20 protein-coding genes and 1 pseudogene are annotated in these 13536 nt (G+C 50.5%); 17 read left to right on the top strand and 4 right to left on the bottom strand.

Going from position 1 to position 13536, the window contains the following annotated elements; genetic code table 11:
• Positions 1-96: 96 nt before the first annotated feature.
• Positions 97-1155, top strand: coding sequence for a DNA-methyltransferase (locus Xsze_RS13955; RefSeq protein ID WP_038240775.1), 1059 nt, complete (start codon positions 97-99; stop codon positions 1153-1155).
• Between the two features lie 14 nt (positions 1156-1169).
• Here Xsze_RS13955 and Xsze_RS13960 read toward each other — a convergent pair whose 3' ends face one another.
• The gene (locus tag Xsze_RS13960) at positions 1170-1523 is read right to left on the bottom strand and encodes a helix-turn-helix domain-containing protein (protein WP_099138210.1); all 354 of its coding nucleotides are present in this window, start codon (positions 1521-1523) and stop codon (positions 1170-1172) included.
• Between the two features lie 70 nt (positions 1524-1593).
• Positions 1594-1854, bottom strand: coding sequence for a type II toxin-antitoxin system RelE family toxin (locus Xsze_RS13965; protein WP_038240753.1), 261 nt, complete (start codon positions 1852-1854; stop codon positions 1594-1596).
• Positions 1855-2180: 326 nt separating this feature from the next.
• Between Xsze_RS13965 and Xsze_RS13970 the strand changes: the two genes are divergently transcribed.
• Genes Xsze_RS13970 through Xsze_RS13980 form a run of 3 tightly spaced genes read left to right on the top strand, consistent with a single transcriptional unit; the run spans position 2181 to position 3335 of the window.
• Positions 2181-2366: a phage holin family protein gene (locus Xsze_RS13970; RefSeq protein WP_038240752.1), complete on the top strand. Its 186-nt coding sequence runs from the start codon at positions 2181-2183 to the stop codon at positions 2364-2366.
• Positions 2347-2886 (top strand): lysozyme, encoded by a 540-nt coding sequence (locus Xsze_RS13975; protein ID WP_038240751.1) that lies wholly within the window; start codon positions 2347-2349, stop codon positions 2884-2886. The genes Xsze_RS13970 and Xsze_RS13975 overlap by 20 nt, the downstream gene beginning before the upstream one ends.
• Entirely contained in the window at positions 2883-3335 is a 453-nt protein-coding gene (locus Xsze_RS13980; protein ID WP_038240750.1) for a lysis protein, read from the top strand. The genes Xsze_RS13975 and Xsze_RS13980 overlap by 4 nt, the downstream gene beginning before the upstream one ends.
• 26 nt (positions 3336-3361) lie before the next feature.
• Here the strand turns inward: Xsze_RS13980 and Xsze_RS13985 are convergent, their stop codons facing one another.
• Together Xsze_RS13985 and Xsze_RS13990 are read right to left on the bottom strand one after the other, a co-directional pair.
• Complete coding sequence (locus Xsze_RS13985; protein WP_038240749.1) at positions 3362-3778, bottom strand: type II toxin-antitoxin system HicB family antitoxin; 417 nt, start codon at positions 3776-3778, stop codon at positions 3362-3364.
• A gap of 60 nt (positions 3779-3838) precedes the next feature.
• Positions 3839-4015, bottom strand: coding sequence for a type II toxin-antitoxin system HicA family toxin (locus Xsze_RS13990; RefSeq protein ID WP_038240748.1), 177 nt, complete (start codon positions 4013-4015; stop codon positions 3839-3841).
• 167 nt (positions 4016-4182) lie between these two features.
• Between Xsze_RS13990 and Xsze_RS22220 the strand changes: the two genes are divergently transcribed.
• The 13 genes and pseudogenes from Xsze_RS22220 to Xsze_RS14050 all read left to right on the top strand — a co-directional run bounded on the left by Xsze_RS22220 (position 4183) and on the right by Xsze_RS14050 (position 13536).
• Positions 4183-4356 carry a hypothetical protein gene (locus Xsze_RS22220; protein WP_156935905.1) on the top strand — a complete coding sequence of 58 codons (174 nt, stop codon included), beginning with the start codon at positions 4183-4185 and terminating at the stop codon, positions 4354-4356.
• A gap of 11 nt (positions 4357-4367) precedes the next feature.
• The gene (locus tag Xsze_RS13995; RefSeq protein ID WP_071991823.1) at positions 4368-4985 is read left to right on the top strand and encodes a terminase small subunit; all 618 of its coding nucleotides are present in this window, start codon (positions 4368-4370) and stop codon (positions 4983-4985) included.
• Positions 4966-6192, top strand: coding sequence for a PBSX family phage terminase large subunit (locus tag Xsze_RS14000; RefSeq protein ID WP_038240747.1), 1227 nt, complete (start codon positions 4966-4968; stop codon positions 6190-6192). Before Xsze_RS13995 ends, Xsze_RS14000 begins: the two co-directional genes overlap by 20 nt.
• Before the next feature lie 5 nt (positions 6193-6197).
• Entirely contained in the window at positions 6198-7700 is a 1503-nt protein-coding gene (locus Xsze_RS14005) for a phage portal protein (RefSeq protein WP_038240746.1), read from the top strand.
• Positions 7701-7722: 22 nt separating this feature from the next.
• Positions 7723-8436 carry a phage minor head protein gene (locus Xsze_RS14010; protein ID WP_038240770.1) on the top strand — a complete coding sequence of 238 codons (714 nt, stop codon included), beginning with the start codon at positions 7723-7725 and terminating at the stop codon, positions 8434-8436.
• A 1-nt stretch (position 8437) separates the two neighbouring features.
• Positions 8438-9706, top strand: a complete 1269-nt coding sequence (locus Xsze_RS14015) for a DUF2213 domain-containing protein (protein ID WP_038240745.1) — start codon at positions 8438-8440, stop codon at positions 9704-9706.
• Positions 9706-10197 (top strand): structural cement protein Gp24, encoded by a 492-nt coding sequence (locus tag Xsze_RS14020; protein ID WP_038240744.1) that lies wholly within the window; start codon positions 9706-9708, stop codon positions 10195-10197. Before Xsze_RS14015 ends, Xsze_RS14020 begins: the two co-directional genes overlap by 1 nt.
• A 134-nt stretch (positions 10198-10331) precedes the next feature.
• Positions 10332-11267, top strand: coding sequence for a major capsid family protein (locus Xsze_RS14025; RefSeq protein WP_244590075.1), 936 nt, complete (start codon positions 10332-10334; stop codon positions 11265-11267).
• A gap of 54 nt (positions 11268-11321) precedes the next feature.
• Positions 11322-11684, top strand: coding sequence for a hypothetical protein (locus tag Xsze_RS14030; protein ID WP_038241789.1), 363 nt, complete (start codon positions 11322-11324; stop codon positions 11682-11684).
• A gap of 62 nt (positions 11685-11746) precedes the next feature.
• Positions 11747-12121 (top strand): annotated as a pseudogene (locus tag Xsze_RS14035) (DUF4054 domain-containing protein); the annotation flags it as partial.
• The gene (locus Xsze_RS14040) at positions 12118-12666 is read left to right on the top strand and encodes a hypothetical protein (protein WP_051462603.1); all 549 of its coding nucleotides are present in this window, start codon (positions 12118-12120) and stop codon (positions 12664-12666) included. The pseudogene Xsze_RS14035 and the gene Xsze_RS14040, both read left to right, overlap by 4 nt.
• Positions 12666-13034, top strand: a complete 369-nt coding sequence (locus Xsze_RS14045; RefSeq protein ID WP_038241787.1) for a phage collar protein — start codon at positions 12666-12668, stop codon at positions 13032-13034. Before Xsze_RS14040 ends, Xsze_RS14045 begins: the two co-directional genes overlap by 1 nt.
• On the top strand, positions 13024-13536 hold the full coding sequence (locus tag Xsze_RS14050; protein WP_038241785.1) for a phage gateway protein: 513 nt from the start codon (positions 13024-13026) through the stop codon (positions 13534-13536). The genes Xsze_RS14045 and Xsze_RS14050 overlap by 11 nt, the downstream gene beginning before the upstream one ends.

Below are 13536 nucleotides of genomic sequence, written 5' to 3' on the forward strand. Positions count from 1 at the left end.
ATAACGTCTTAAGCCGTAAGGGGCGGGGATTTGATACCTCGCCTTCTCCTGTGGTTTTACAGAGAAAAAGCCAGCGTCGATTTATGGAAAAATATTGTGAATTTAAGTGGTATCACATTAATTAACGACGACTCACTGCAATTTATTAAAACCTTACCGGATAACTGCATTGACCTGATTGCCACTGACCCGCCGTACTTTCGGGTAAAAGAGTGTGCCTGGGACAGGCAGTGGGAAGATGTCACGGCGTATCTTGCGTGGCTGGATGAATTACTGGCTGAATTCTGGCGGGTACTGAAACCCAACGGCAGCCTGTATATGTTCTGCGGTTCACGGTTGGCCTCGGATACTGAATTGCTCGTTCGGGAACGGTTCAACGTGTTAAACCATATTATTTGGGCGAAGCCGTCCGGCCCGTGGCGCAGGCAGAATAAAGAAAGCCTGCGGATGTATTTTCCCGCCACGGAACGCATTATTTTTGCCGAACATTATCAGGGACCTTATCACCCGAAAGGCGATGGCCATTCCCGTCAATGTCGGGAACTGAAACAGTCGGTATTCAAACCATTGACCGATTATTTTCGTGATGCCCGAAAAGCATTAGGCGTTACGGCAAAAGACATTCACGAGGCCACCGGGAAGCAGATGGCCAGTCACTGGTTCAGTGATAGTCAATGGCAGTTACCCAATGAGGCGGACTATCAAAAGCTGCAGAGTTTATTTGAACGCATCGCCCAAGAAAAACACCAGTGTGGCGAACTGAACAAGCCCTATCATGAGTTGACAAAATCTCACCTCACTTTGTCACGACAGTATGAAGAATTGCGGCAGGAATACGGCTTATTGCGCCGTTCGTTCACAGTCACGGCAGACGTACCTTATACCGATGTCTGGCATTTTGCTCCTGTTCAGTATTATCCGGGTAAACATCCTTGCGAAAAGCCGGCTGATTTAATGGCTCATATTATTCAGTCCAGTAGCCGAGAAGGGGATGTGGTGGCGGATTTCTTTATGGGATCTGGGGCAACCTTAAAAGCCGCATTAAAATTAAACCGCCATGTTTTGGGGGTTGAGCTGGAAGAGGAACGGTTTAAGCAAACTGAGCAGGAGATCCAAGATATATTTTCTCTCTCAGCCAAAGTAAACGACCCCTGAACGGGGTCGTTGGATTATGGAATGAGTTGTTCTGGTGTACAGTTGTATAATGCAGCCAGTTTTTCTCGTGTGCGCTTTTGTGGTCGATCTGACGCTTCCCACTGAGACACGGTTGATTGAGCCGTGTTGAGCTTTTCAGCGACTTCATACTGAGATAGCCCACGATAGATGCGCCAAGCCGCCAGAATAGAAACATCCTGGTCAACCATGATAGACACGACACCGTTAGGCACGGTCACATCATCGTATTTTGACGGGGTGTATGGCACATCCTCCCAATCTTCCTTTGTGCTGATAAGTTTTTCGTATTCAGCTACTGGCAGGACAACATATTGTGGGTTTCCTGCTTCATCGTTTATATATTGCATTTTATATATTCATCCGGGTGGCTAAGAGTCGCGGTGAATTTAATCATGAGGAAATGGCGGGTTACCCCGCCTAGTACGTTGTCGATGTTCTCCGTTTAACTGCCGTTATCGAACAGATAACCGGTTCGCCATCAGTCAGTTCGAAGATTATCCTGTAATCGCCAACCCGCAGTCTGTACTGGTTATCAAGATCATGAAGCTTCTTGATATCCAGTGTCACTGCGGGAAAGGTTTCAAGTTGGTTAACTTTCTCACTGATAGCTTTCCGGTATCGGGTATCGATTGAAAGCAACTGTTTGCGTGCTTTTCTCGTCCATTGAACCGTAACCATCGTTTCCTCATTTGTTAAAGAGCCTATCCGCTTGGGATGATTAGATAATAAGATTATAATCGTATTATGTCAATATAAATACGATTAAAATACGATATTGTTTTCAGGGCTGCGCTATGGCGTGGCTTTTTATCGTCGCTTTCCGCTTTTTCCCCCTCATTTGAGGGACGAAAAAAGAAGCGGCCAGCCATTCATTAACCGAATTTGCCACCGCAATCACTCTCATCACATCCGTATACATGCATTGTGGCTGGCAACCTATTTACTCAACTCACAGGGGCGACTTTTTCACCCCACGGACGCCCATTGTCTAAATGGGGTGGAATATGCGCATGGATAAATACACAAGCCCCTCTGCATATGGTTGGGGGGCATTCACAACGATTTTTGGTGCACTGTCATTGAATGACTGGGCGATTATCGTTGGCATTATTTGCACGGCAGGCACATTCGCCGTGAACTGGTATTACAAACATAAGGAACATACCCGCAATGGCAAAGACCAAGAGTAAGCTCACGGCGGCGGTCATGGGCTTGGTGCTGTCCGGTGCGGGGGCTACGGTCATTCTTTCTCAGTTCTTGGACGAGAAAGAGGGTAATCGCCTATCAGCTTATCGGGATGCGGGCGGTATCTGGACTATCTGCCGGGGAGTCACTCGGATAGACGGCGTTCCCGTTCGTCAGGGTATGAGGTTAACCTCGAACCAATGCCAAGCCCTCAATGCCAAAGAAGTCGAGCACGCCATTGCATGGGTTAAACGTCATGTGCGAGTCCCGCTGACAGAACCTCAGATAGCCGGTATCGCCAGTTTTTGCCCGTACAACATTGGGCCCGGTAAATGTTTTTCTTCCACGTTCTACCGGAAGCTCAACGAAGGGGACAGGAAAGGCGCTTGTGCCGAAATCAAACGGTGGATTTTTGACGGCGGCAAAGACTGCCGGCAGACCCAAGGCCAAGCGAACGGTTGTTACGGTCAGGTTGAGCGGCGCGCTCAGGAATCGGAACTAACATGCTGGGGGTTAGATGAATGAAATTCAATCTCACCTATGGTGTTGTTGTTGCGCTAGTTGTTGCATCAGCAGCAGCTCTTTTATACCGCTCAGGATACAAAGTACAGCTCGGTATCAATAGCGAACAAGCAACCGAAATCCAGCAACTGACAGACACCATCAACTACCAGAACACGCACATTGACATGCTGCATGAACTGGATGCCAAGCATATGGAGAAACTTGCTAATGATAAAATTGAAATTGACGCTCTTCGGGCTGATGTTGCCGCTGCTCGTCGCAAGTTGCGCATCAAGGCAATCTGCCCTGTACGTGAAGCCACTCCCTCCGGCAGCATGGTCGATGCAACCACCGTCGAACTCTCTGGAGAAACTGGATCAACTGTTCTCGATATCCGAGAAGGCATCATCAACGACCGGGCAAAACTAAGATATTTGCAAGGTTATATCAGGACGGAATGCTTGAGATAAAAGCCCCTACAATAAGGGGCTAAACATTAGATAACTGAAAGTGATAGTTTTTTGCCTATGGCGGCAACCGCCCGGCTAATCGTATCAATTTTAGTTGCATGGCGTGGCGTGAGTATTCTTTGGATTTCAGGGGGACGGATACCCGTTAAGCGTGATAACTCAGCCTTATTAATGTTAGCTTTTAGCAACTCATTATTGAGTAAGATTTTGGCATACACGCTATCAGGTAAATATACCCACTGTTCACCCTCTTGAATCTCAGGATCAGGCAGAGGAAAGTTATTATCCATATCAAAGTATATTTCGACACAGGAAAGTAAAACATCCTCGGCCATTTCCATTGCTTCAGGTATATCTGCACCACAAGTGATGGCTTCGGGGATATTCCTGAATGTGACTGTATATCCGTTATCTTCTTTAACAAATTTTGCAGGATAGTACATGTTGGCCTCTCTGACTTATTTATTGATGCAGTGACAGCCCCCTATGATGAGGGCTGGAATTCATTTCAAACCTAACTGTTTTTTTATTCCCTCAACCAAGCCCGTTGTTAATTCTTGACTGGGATGTCTGGGAAGGTGGCTTATTTTTCCTTTGTAGTAGAGTTTCAAATGTTTTTTACCATTTTCAGTCTCTACCCCATGGGCTTTTAGCCATTTTAAAAACTCGTTTTGTTTCACTGCACCTCCATTCCGTTAACTTGAAATAAGTATATGCAAAAATGCTAACAATGGCAAGGTGATATTTGCATTTTTGCATATATTTTGTGGGTGAAAATACGCTATGCCATCACATCCGTGGTGGCATTTTTGTCTCTGGATAGATGTCAGGTTACAGAGAGATAAATATGCTAGAGCACCAAATTCCTCCACACCTAAAACCCATCAGACCGAAAACAGTCTCCGCAGAAGAAAGAAAAGCCAAGATACTGCTGGGGATTATCAAACTAAAGCGCTATCACGAATTAAGCCATGAAGCACTGGAACAGGTGATGAAGATGGCTTGTGAACTCTCTAAGTAAGGAATAACGCAATGGCACAAAAGAAACTCACGCTCACAGACGAGCAAAAGGTTCTCTTTGATGCCTTAACTCCATTACAGCAAAAATTCGCACTGGGTATCCTAAAAGGATTAAATCAGGTCGATGCTTATCGTAAGGCGGGAGGGAAGGCAGAGAAAGAATCTGCGCATGTCCAAGCCAGCAGAATGATAAGTTTTGATAAGGTGAAAACCTTTCTCGACGCCATGAACCAAGAAGCCGTTTCTGATGCCGTAATGAGTCGTCAGGAAGCCCTAGAGCGCCTTTCTGCGATGGGACGTGTCTCACTCCATGATATCGCTGAATTCAGTAACAGTCAGATAGGGGAAGACGAGGAAGGCAGACCCGTATTTCAGGCAGCATGGCAATTTAAAGAGAGTGCGCTACAAAGTCCTGCGGCCATGAGCGCCATCTCAGAATTGACCACGGGCAAGGACGGCATCAAGCTAAAACTCCATGACCCGAAAGCGGCGATTAAACAGTTGGCTGATTTGATGGGTTGGGAGGCGCCGAAGAAAGTTGATTTAAGCTCTACTGATGGTTCTATGTCCCCGCAACCGTCCAAGATAGTACTGGTTGCCGGAGGACAACATGACAACAGCGAGAATTGAACTCCCGCCGAAACTCATTCCAGTCTTTAGTGGCAATTACCGTTATCGCGGCGCATACGGCGGGCGAGGTTCGGCAAAGACCCGAACCTTTGCATTAATGACGGCCATTCGTGGCTACATGGCTGCAATGAACGGGCAATCTGGCGTGATACTTTGCGCTCGTGAATACATGAACTCTCTTGAAGAGTCATCAATGGAAGAAGTCAAACAGGCTATCAGGTCTGTGCCTTGGCTTAATGATTTTTACGAGTTGGGTGAAAAGTTCATTCGCACTAAGTGTCGGTCAGTCAGTTATGTATTTGCAGGCTTACGACATAATCTAGATAGCATCAAGTCTAAAGCTAGAATACTTATCGCATGGGTTGATGAGGCGGAATCTGTATCTGAAACGGCATGGACAAAACTCACACCTACCGTTCGCGAAGAAGATTCTGAGATATGGGTGACGTGGAACCCTGAAAGAGACGGTAGTGCAACGGATAAACGATTCAGAAAGCACCTGCCTGAAAATGCCATCATTGCCGAGATGAACTACGGCGATAACCCGTGGTTCCCCGCCGTGCTGGAAGAAGAGCGGTTAAGCGATCAGGAAAGGTTAGACAGTTCGACCTATGCGTGGATATGGGACGGTGCGTATCTGGAGAATTCCGATAAACAGGTACTGGCGAACAAATATGTTATCAAGGAATTCCCTGATGATCTCTGGCAACAAGCGGACAGGCTATTGTTTGGTGGCGACTTCGGCTTTGCCAAAGACCCCAGCACGCTACTTCGCATGTTTATTCTGGATAGCATACTGCATATAGAATACGAGGCGTACGGTGTTGGGGTGGAACTCGACCACATGCCCACGTTCTATGACCAAGTACCAGAGTCTCGCAGATGGCCTATCAAAGCCGATTCCGCCAGACCGGAAACTATCAGTTATCTTAAGCGACAGGGTTTCAATATTTCCGCCGCCAAGAAGTGGCAGGGCAGCGTAGAGGATGGCGTCACTTTCTTGCGCGGCTTTAAACAAATCATCATTCACCCCCGCTGCAAAGAGACAACAAAAGAAGCCCGGCTTTACTCCTACAAAACCGATCGCATTACTGGCGAAGTGCTCCCGGTTATCGAGGATGCGAATAACCACTGTTGGGATGCGGTGAGATATGGGCTGGATGGGTATATCAAGGCTAAAGGCAGTTTTTTTACAAGAAAGAGGTAATTTTCATGTGGCTATTCTCAAAACGAAAGCCCACCACACCCCCCATTAAAAAATCCGCGTTCTCAACAGACCTTTATCCTGCCTTGGCAAAAGATAACGGCTTTAAGGGATTGGATTTGCCCCAGCCTATCATTGAAGGAGTAGCGATGGACTCCATTGATGGCACTATCCCGCCATTCAAAACCGGCAGCGTGTACGGTGTTCCCGAAGCACAAGCGGCGTGGTATGCCAACCAAATGTTTATCGGCAACAACATGTGCGCGGTGATTGCCAAGCATTGGCTGGTGGATAAAGCGTGCAATATGCCCGCCCGCGATGCTATCCGGCAGGGGTACGAAATCGACTGTGAAGATAGCGACATTATCGACCGGTTGAAAAAGCGGGATAAAAAATACCGACTTCAGCAAGCCATGAAAGAACTGATCCACTTCGGGCGTGTGTACGGTGGGCGCATTGCGTTATTTGTCGTAGAAACCTCAAATCCCAAAGAGTTCTACGAAAATCCGTTTAACCCCGATGGCATTGCGCGAGGCTCGTACAAAGGCATCAAGCAGATTGATCCCCAGTGGGTGACTCCCGAACTGACCGCCGATAATGTGCAAGACCCGGCGTCACTGAATTTCTACGAACCGACCTATTACCAGATAGGCGGACGGCGTTATCACAAGTCGCACCTGATTAAGTTTGTGCCGTTCCCCGTGCCGAATGTGCTTAAGCCGACCTATAACTATTTCGGTGTATCCGTGCCGGAGCGGATTTATGAACGGGTGTATGCCTCAGAGCGTACTGCCAATGAAGCACCGCAATTGGCGATGACCAAGCGCTTACTGACCATTGGAATGGGTGACGGAGAAAACGCAGATAAAGACGTGATCGCGCAGAACCTCGCGTACTTTGTTTCCATGCGGGATAACTACGGCGTACAGCTCACCAGTAATTCAGACACCGTTCAACAATTCGATACCTCATTGGCGGATTTGGACGCGACCATCATGACGCAATATCAGTTAGTGGCTGCCGCTGCCAATGTCCCCGCAACCAAGTTATTAGGCACGACCCCCAAGGGCTTTAATGCCACCGGCGAATACGAAGAGGCGAGCTACCGCGAGGAACTGGAAAGCATTCAGGCCAACGATTTGGAAGATTTTTTACAACGCCATTATGAAATCTTGTTGCGCAGTGAGGGGCTACCGGTGGTGGACATCAGTATCTCATGGCGGCCACTGGACAGCCCAACGGCCTCCGAATACGCCGACATTGAGCTGAAGAATTCCCAAACCGCCGTTAACTACGCCAACGTGGGCGCGGTGGATGGGTTGGATATCCGCAAGAAATTGGCTGCGGACAAAGAATCATCGTATTTCGGCTTGGACGTGAACGAGGAAAACTATGGCGAAGCAGATCCGCCTGAAAGCGAAGCGGGAGCGCTGGGCGGTGCAACGGCAGGCGGTCATGAAGGGCAAGCCGCTGCATTACCCGGCAGCCTCAGCCGACCGTTACCAGCGTGACCTGTCACTGCTGATAAAACGGATGATCAACGAGTACCAACGAGCACTCACCCAATTACAGGACGATTTTGAACCGATGGCAATGGATGCCAGCTTTGCCAGTCAGACCCGTATCTGGCTGAACCGACTAAAACGCCGCTGGGACAGTATTTTTAATCAACGCGCCAGTGAAATGGCCGACAAGTTTGTCAGTCAGGTCGATTTGAACACCCAGCGCAATCTGGACGATTCCCTTAAGCAACTCTCCGGCGGACTGACCATCAAAACCCCCGCGATGCCGGAGGCCATGAAAGACCGGATCACCGCCGCTACAGCAGAAAACGTTGCCCTGATTAAGTCCATTCCTGAACAGTTTCACTTTCGCATTGAAGGGGCGGCACTGCGTTCTATCAGTCAGGCGGGCGAGGGTGCAAAAACCTTGCTGGCGGAAATCCGGCACATTGGCGGCGTAACCGAAAAACGGGCGCAGTTTATTGCGGTAGACCAGACCCGCAAGATCACTACGGCGGCGAACTACGAGCGCATGAAGTCGGCGGGTATTCGTAAGGCAGTCTGGCATCACTCTGGCGGCAGTGCGGAACCCCGTAAATTACATCAGAAACTGGACGGTCAGGTTTTCGACTTGGATAACCCACCGATTATTGATGAACGAACAGGACAGCGTGGCTTGCCCGGCGAATTGCCGAACTGCAAATGTTTCTGGACGCCGGTTGTGGATTTTGGAGAGAGCGCATGACATGAGTAAACGAACCTATGACCTGAACGGCTGGCTGGAAGTGAAAGATAACCCCATCTCAAAAGTGGGGGTTTTTGATTATATGGGGGCTGAAATTGGCGCGCCCAATCCTGACCAGTTGTATCGGGTACTTCGCCCGCAAGAAGAACTGGAAAGTGAAGCCACCTTGCATTCATTCAGGCTAATGCCCTTTGTGGATGAGCACGAAATGCTGGGCAGGGACGGCACGCCCGCGGAGAAGAAAGGGATTGAAGGCGTGATCGGCGAGAACGTCTATTTCGATTACCCCTACCTCAAGGGCAACATCAAAATCTTGTCCAATGCCGCCCTGAACCAGATTGCGAGTGGCAAGATTGAACTGTCACCGGGTTATCGCTGCCGTTACGAATTCACCCCCGGCACGTTTGAGGGCGAGCACTACGATGCCATCCAGCGGGATATCCGGGCAAATCACCTTGCATTGGTCGATGAGGGGCGCACAGGCCCTGATGTTGCCGTGCAGGATCACGTTATTACTATCGATACGAGGGAGTTAGTCACGATGGCTACCGAAGAGCAAGACAAGAAAGAGACCACTGACAACGGTTTTACGCCGGAGCAGCTCGAACAGTTACAGGCCATGATTGCGGCGGCTGTCGCAGGTCAGGCACCGGCTACCGATGAAGACCCGGAGAAAAAAGACACGGGTGACAGTGATTCGGAACAAAAATCGACAGATTCGGACGAAGAGAAAAAAGCCGAAGATGCAGTGGAAGAAGCTGAAACCGCCGCTGAATCGGCGGAAACGGGCGAACCCGAAGCGGTGGAAAATGCCGAGATTGCCATTGAAGCGGCAGAGCAGGCCATTGAAGAAGCCAAGGAACATCTTGATCAAGCCACCACAGACAGCCTGAACCGTCGTGTTAAACGTCTGCGTCGGGGCATTCAGGCGATGGATGACATTTCTACCTTAAAGCGCAAGGTCAACCGATTGGAAAAAGCCAAGCCCACGCTGGACACCGGTGAGATGCTCAGGCAATTGGCGGGTCGTGATGAACTGGTACACAAGCTAACGCCGTTTGTCGGGGTATTTGACCACGGCGCCATGACCAAGCAAGGGGTGGCGGAATATGGCGTGAAGCAGTTGGGTATCCCGTGCCAGAAAGGACAGGAAACCATCGCACTGGCTGCGTGGATGCATGGGCGTGTACCCGACTCACAGAAACCGACAACGGGCATGGATGCAGCAATAACCCAGCAATCAATTAAAGACAAGTGGAGTAAACAATAATGGCAATACCGAAAAGCATTCTTAATGGACTGGTCAGCGGTGTCGTCGGGGACATCTCCCACTCTGGCCCCATTCGCGTCACCAGTGCCGTGCTGTCCTCAAAGGACGAAACCCAGAACCTGTTTGGGTTGGCTTACACCTATCGTGATTCCGATGTCGAGTCGGTACAGGTGGGCGGTGATGGCCCGTTTGCGGGGATCATGATTAACCCGAAAGCCTACCGCATTGGCGGGCTATATGCACATAACGGTTCCACCGGTGAGTTCCTGACGATGGGGGAAGTGAACGTCAATCTGGAAACAGGCGTTAAGCGCATCAATGTCCCGGTGGTGTTTGACAGTAAAGGTAAATTACATGCCAAAGAAACCCCCGCCATCGGCGATCGGGTTATTGGTTTTGTGTCCCGTCATTTGGAGTCAGAAGAAAGCCCGCATTTGTGTGTGTTACGTCTGACTGAAATTCCTTACCCAACCGCAGCAAAAGGGGAATAAACATGGCTGTCAGTCAAGAGAAGTTTTATCTGTCAGGAAGAGAGATCCGCGAGAAGGGCCCATTAAATGTGACGGCTGACCAGAAATGGACCTACGGCGAACTGGAACAAATCGGTTTCGGTAACCTGCATGCGATGGATTCGGCCTTAACCGGCCCAGCCTCAGCAGGTGGCTATATCCAGCGCCATATGTTGCAGCATGTGTTACCGGGGCTTATCCGTACCGCGACCCGTGTCCGTATTCTGGATGAAATCACGGGCGTGATGACGGCGGGCGAGTGGCACGACGAAGAGATCGTGCTGAATGTGGCTACGCCCACCGGCAAGGCAGAACTGTACGGCGATCACACCAATATCCCGCTCGCCAGCTATGAAAACAATATCGAAAATCGCGGTGTTGTGCGTTATGAGCAGGGTTTTCAAGTCGGTAAGCTGGAAGAGGCCCGCCAGAGTGCCGCGGGATTTGAGTCAGCCGCTGAAAAACGCCATGCCGCCACGGAATCACTGGAAATGGGGCGTGAGCGCACGGGGTACTTTGGCTTTAACAGTGCAGATACCCGGATATTCGGTCTGCTCAATGATCCAAACCTGCCGGCCTATGAAACCGCAAAGAAAAAATGGACGGAAGCCACTTTTGCTGAGATCACCGCCGACATTACCGCGATGTTCTCCCGGATTGAATTACCTTCCGGTGGACGCATCAAGGACGATACCGATATCACGCAGGTGCTGCCGCTGGGCTACCGTTCGGTGCTGAATATTGCCAATCCGGTGGCACGGGGCGAAACGGTGAAGCAGTGGGTAAAAGAGAACTACCCGAACCTGCGCTTTGTGTTCTCGCCGGAATTTAGGGGCGCTAATGGTGGGGCGAATATCACCTACCTGTTCGCTGACAGCGTGGACGATGGCTCGACGGCGACCAAAGCTACCTTGTTACAGGTTGTGCCGGTTAAATATCAGTTGCTGGGTTCAGAAAATAGCATTAAGGGTTATTTGGAAGATGCCACCAATGCGACCGCCGGTATCTTTGTCACCCGTCCGTGGGCAATTACCCGCCTGACTGGTATTTAATCTCAGCCCTCTGCTGAGGGCACTTTGTTTATTCTTCAAGGCAGGAGTCTCTTCATGTCTCAATCCCTCTATGTTTATTGCACCCTGTCCAACGACCAGAATTACGCGGTCCGTGACGGGGCGGTGTTTATCCACGGTCAGGCCAATATCATGACCAAGGCCATGCACACCCCACGCGGGCGCGTGACCGAAGTCAGTGCGGAAGCCTATGCGCAACTGAAAGACAACCATGTTTTCCAGCTGCACAAGGAAAACGGCTATATCACGGTGGAGAGCCGCAAGGCCGATCCGGAAAAAGTCGCCAGCGATATGGAAGCCAGCGATCAGTCAGCGCCGGATACACCGGAATCACTGGAAGCGGGGGGTAAGGAACCGCCGAAGACCAATATTAATATTGAGAAGGGCAAGGGTAAATAATGACAACGGATACTTTTCCCCTGAAAGCGTTTCGGGTGTTGTATCCGTAGTTTGCGCCTTTACCCGATAACGATGTGCTGATTATCGCCCAATCAGCCCGGCACTATTTTTCTCCCTGCCGGGGTGTCTGTACCGATGAACTGTGGATGCTGGTAGTGGCGCATATGCTGCAACTGCGGGCGCTTATCGCGCAGGGTGAATCGCCCACGGGGGTGGTGACAGCGGCCACCATTGGCAGTGTGAACGTCTCGTTTACGGCACCGCCGGTTGGTTCAAATACCTCGCACTGGTTTAACCTGACCCCCTTTGGACAACAATATCTGGCATTGCTCAATCGCTGTGGGCGTGCGCCACTCTATGTCGGCGGCAGTGGCGAGCGTTCAGCCTTTCGGGGTGTGGGTGGGCGTTTCCCCAATCACGGGAGGGTATTACGATGAACCCCAAACTGGCCCACTTAAAGCGGGTTTATGACGAACTGAGCAAAAAACAGATCAAGGTCGGCTTTTTTGAGCAGGCTAAATATCCCGATGGCACATCCATTGCCTATGTCGCGTCAATTCAAGAATTCGGGCATGGCCCCATTCCCCCGCGCCCTTTTATCCGTCCAGCAATAAACGCCAACAGGGGGAAATACCAGCGTGGCTTTAAGATGGCGATTGATAAGTCCATTTTGGGTGAGCTCAATCTGGAACAAGGGCTGGCTCAGGTGGGGGAAGCGGCCAAGGGTGATATTCAGGCAGGAATTAGCGCCGTTCAGACACCGCCTTTATCTATGGTGACGCTGTTACTGAGAAAGCGGCGCAAACAGGATGGATTTAACATGGGCGGCAAGGCGGTGGGAGAAGCATACCGGGATGCATATTTTGTCGGGCCACGACGTAAGGGCGATAAGACACTGAACATCTCAGGGGTCAGTCAAAAACCGTTAGTTGACGGGGGACTCATGATCCAGTCAGTCAACTATGCCGTGGAGGACAAATAATGTTGGGCAATTTACACCGGATAGCCGCGCGCTATATCCCGCAACAAACGGCGCGCTGGTATCGCTTTAAGGCGCGTGAAATGGATGAATTGGGGCAGTGGAAAAATACCTATCACGATCCTGCCACCATTCGCGGCAGCTGGCAGGCCGTGGATACGCAGGATGTGCAGGAGATGGGGCTGGATACGGCGAAAGTCTACCGCAAGCTCTACACCTCGCACGATATCCGCAACATCCAGCGGGGGGCCTCAACCGATTATCTGGTTTTTGCCGGGCGTCGTTATGATGTGATGGGCGATGTCGACTGGTACGCACAGGATGGCTGGAAATCGGTGCTCTGCATTGAGGTAGGTGATCATGACGGATAATGAAGTCTACCGCGCCATTCGCCATCAATTGCTGAAACAATTAGCCGAAGCGGGGATCGCCATTTCCGTCGTGGCTGGCTTCCAGTCCACCAAGCAGGGGCGGGAAGACAGCTTCGTGATGTTCTTTCCCATTGAGGAAGCGGCGCACGGCTGGCAGGGGCGCAATTACCACGTTGTCGGGCGCGATGCCAATCACCGCGAAACTCAGTTGGTGGAGAAAACGTTACAGGTGCAAGGTGTCGGCACGCATCAGGATTTAAACGCCAGCGACATTACCGCCACCGTGCGCATGATAGTGAATTCTCTGCCCTTTGTGGACGCGCTGCGAAAGAAAAACATCGGTGTCCAGCGTGCCGGCAACCTGCGCACGCCGTTCTTTGTTAACGATCAGGGTAACTATGAGCTGTCACCCTCCTTTGATGTGAAAATCACCCATTCACGCGACATCAAACCTAACACAGCCGCCATTAGCGGGCTGTATCCCGATATTTACCGAATCTAA

Origin of the sequence: Xenorhabdus szentirmaii DSM 16338, from assembly GCF_002632585.1 — a bacterium.
Lineage (GTDB): Bacteria > Pseudomonadota > Gammaproteobacteria > Enterobacterales > Enterobacteriaceae > Xenorhabdus > Xenorhabdus szentirmaii.

Coding starts and splice junctions, on each gene's coding strand:
- Xsze_RS13960 (WP_099138210.1), bottom strand. CDS start 1,523: ATGCAATATATAAACGATGAAGCAGGAAACCCACAATATGTTGTCCTG.
- Xsze_RS13965 (WP_038240753.1), bottom strand. CDS start 1,854: ATGGTTACGGTTCAATGGACGAGAAAAGCACGCAAACAGTTGCTTTCA.
- Xsze_RS13970 (WP_038240752.1), top strand. CDS start 2,181: ATGCGCATGGATAAATACACAAGCCCCTCTGCATATGGTTGGGGGGCA.
- Xsze_RS13975 (WP_038240751.1), top strand. CDS start 2,347: ATGGCAAAGACCAAGAGTAAGCTCACGGCGGCGGTCATGGGCTTGGTG.
- Xsze_RS13980 (WP_038240750.1), top strand. CDS start 2,883: ATGAAATTCAATCTCACCTATGGTGTTGTTGTTGCGCTAGTTGTTGCA.
- Xsze_RS13985 (WP_038240749.1), bottom strand. CDS start 3,778: ATGTACTATCCTGCAAAATTTGTTAAAGAAGATAACGGATATACAGTC.
- Xsze_RS22220 (WP_156935905.1), top strand. CDS start 4,183: ATGCTAGAGCACCAAATTCCTCCACACCTAAAACCCATCAGACCGAAA.
- Xsze_RS13995 (WP_071991823.1), top strand. CDS start 4,368: ATGGCACAAAAGAAACTCACGCTCACAGACGAGCAAAAGGTTCTCTTT.
- Xsze_RS14000 (WP_038240747.1), top strand. CDS start 4,966: ATGACAACAGCGAGAATTGAACTCCCGCCGAAACTCATTCCAGTCTTT.
- Xsze_RS14005 (WP_038240746.1), top strand. CDS start 6,198: ATGTGGCTATTCTCAAAACGAAAGCCCACCACACCCCCCATTAAAAAA.
- Xsze_RS14010 (WP_038240770.1), top strand. CDS start 7,723: ATGATCAACGAGTACCAACGAGCACTCACCCAATTACAGGACGATTTT.
- Xsze_RS14015 (WP_038240745.1), top strand. CDS start 8,438: ATGAGTAAACGAACCTATGACCTGAACGGCTGGCTGGAAGTGAAAGAT.
- Xsze_RS14020 (WP_038240744.1), top strand. CDS start 9,706: ATGGCAATACCGAAAAGCATTCTTAATGGACTGGTCAGCGGTGTCGTC.
- Xsze_RS14025 (WP_244590075.1), top strand. CDS start 10,332: ATGGATTCGGCCTTAACCGGCCCAGCCTCAGCAGGTGGCTATATCCAG.
- Xsze_RS14030 (WP_038241789.1), top strand. CDS start 11,322: ATGTCTCAATCCCTCTATGTTTATTGCACCCTGTCCAACGACCAGAAT.
- Xsze_RS14040 (WP_051462603.1), top strand. CDS start 12,118: ATGAACCCCAAACTGGCCCACTTAAAGCGGGTTTATGACGAACTGAGC.
- Xsze_RS14045 (WP_038241787.1), top strand. CDS start 12,666: ATGTTGGGCAATTTACACCGGATAGCCGCGCGCTATATCCCGCAACAA.
- Xsze_RS14050 (WP_038241785.1), top strand. CDS start 13,024: ATGACGGATAATGAAGTCTACCGCGCCATTCGCCATCAATTGCTGAAA.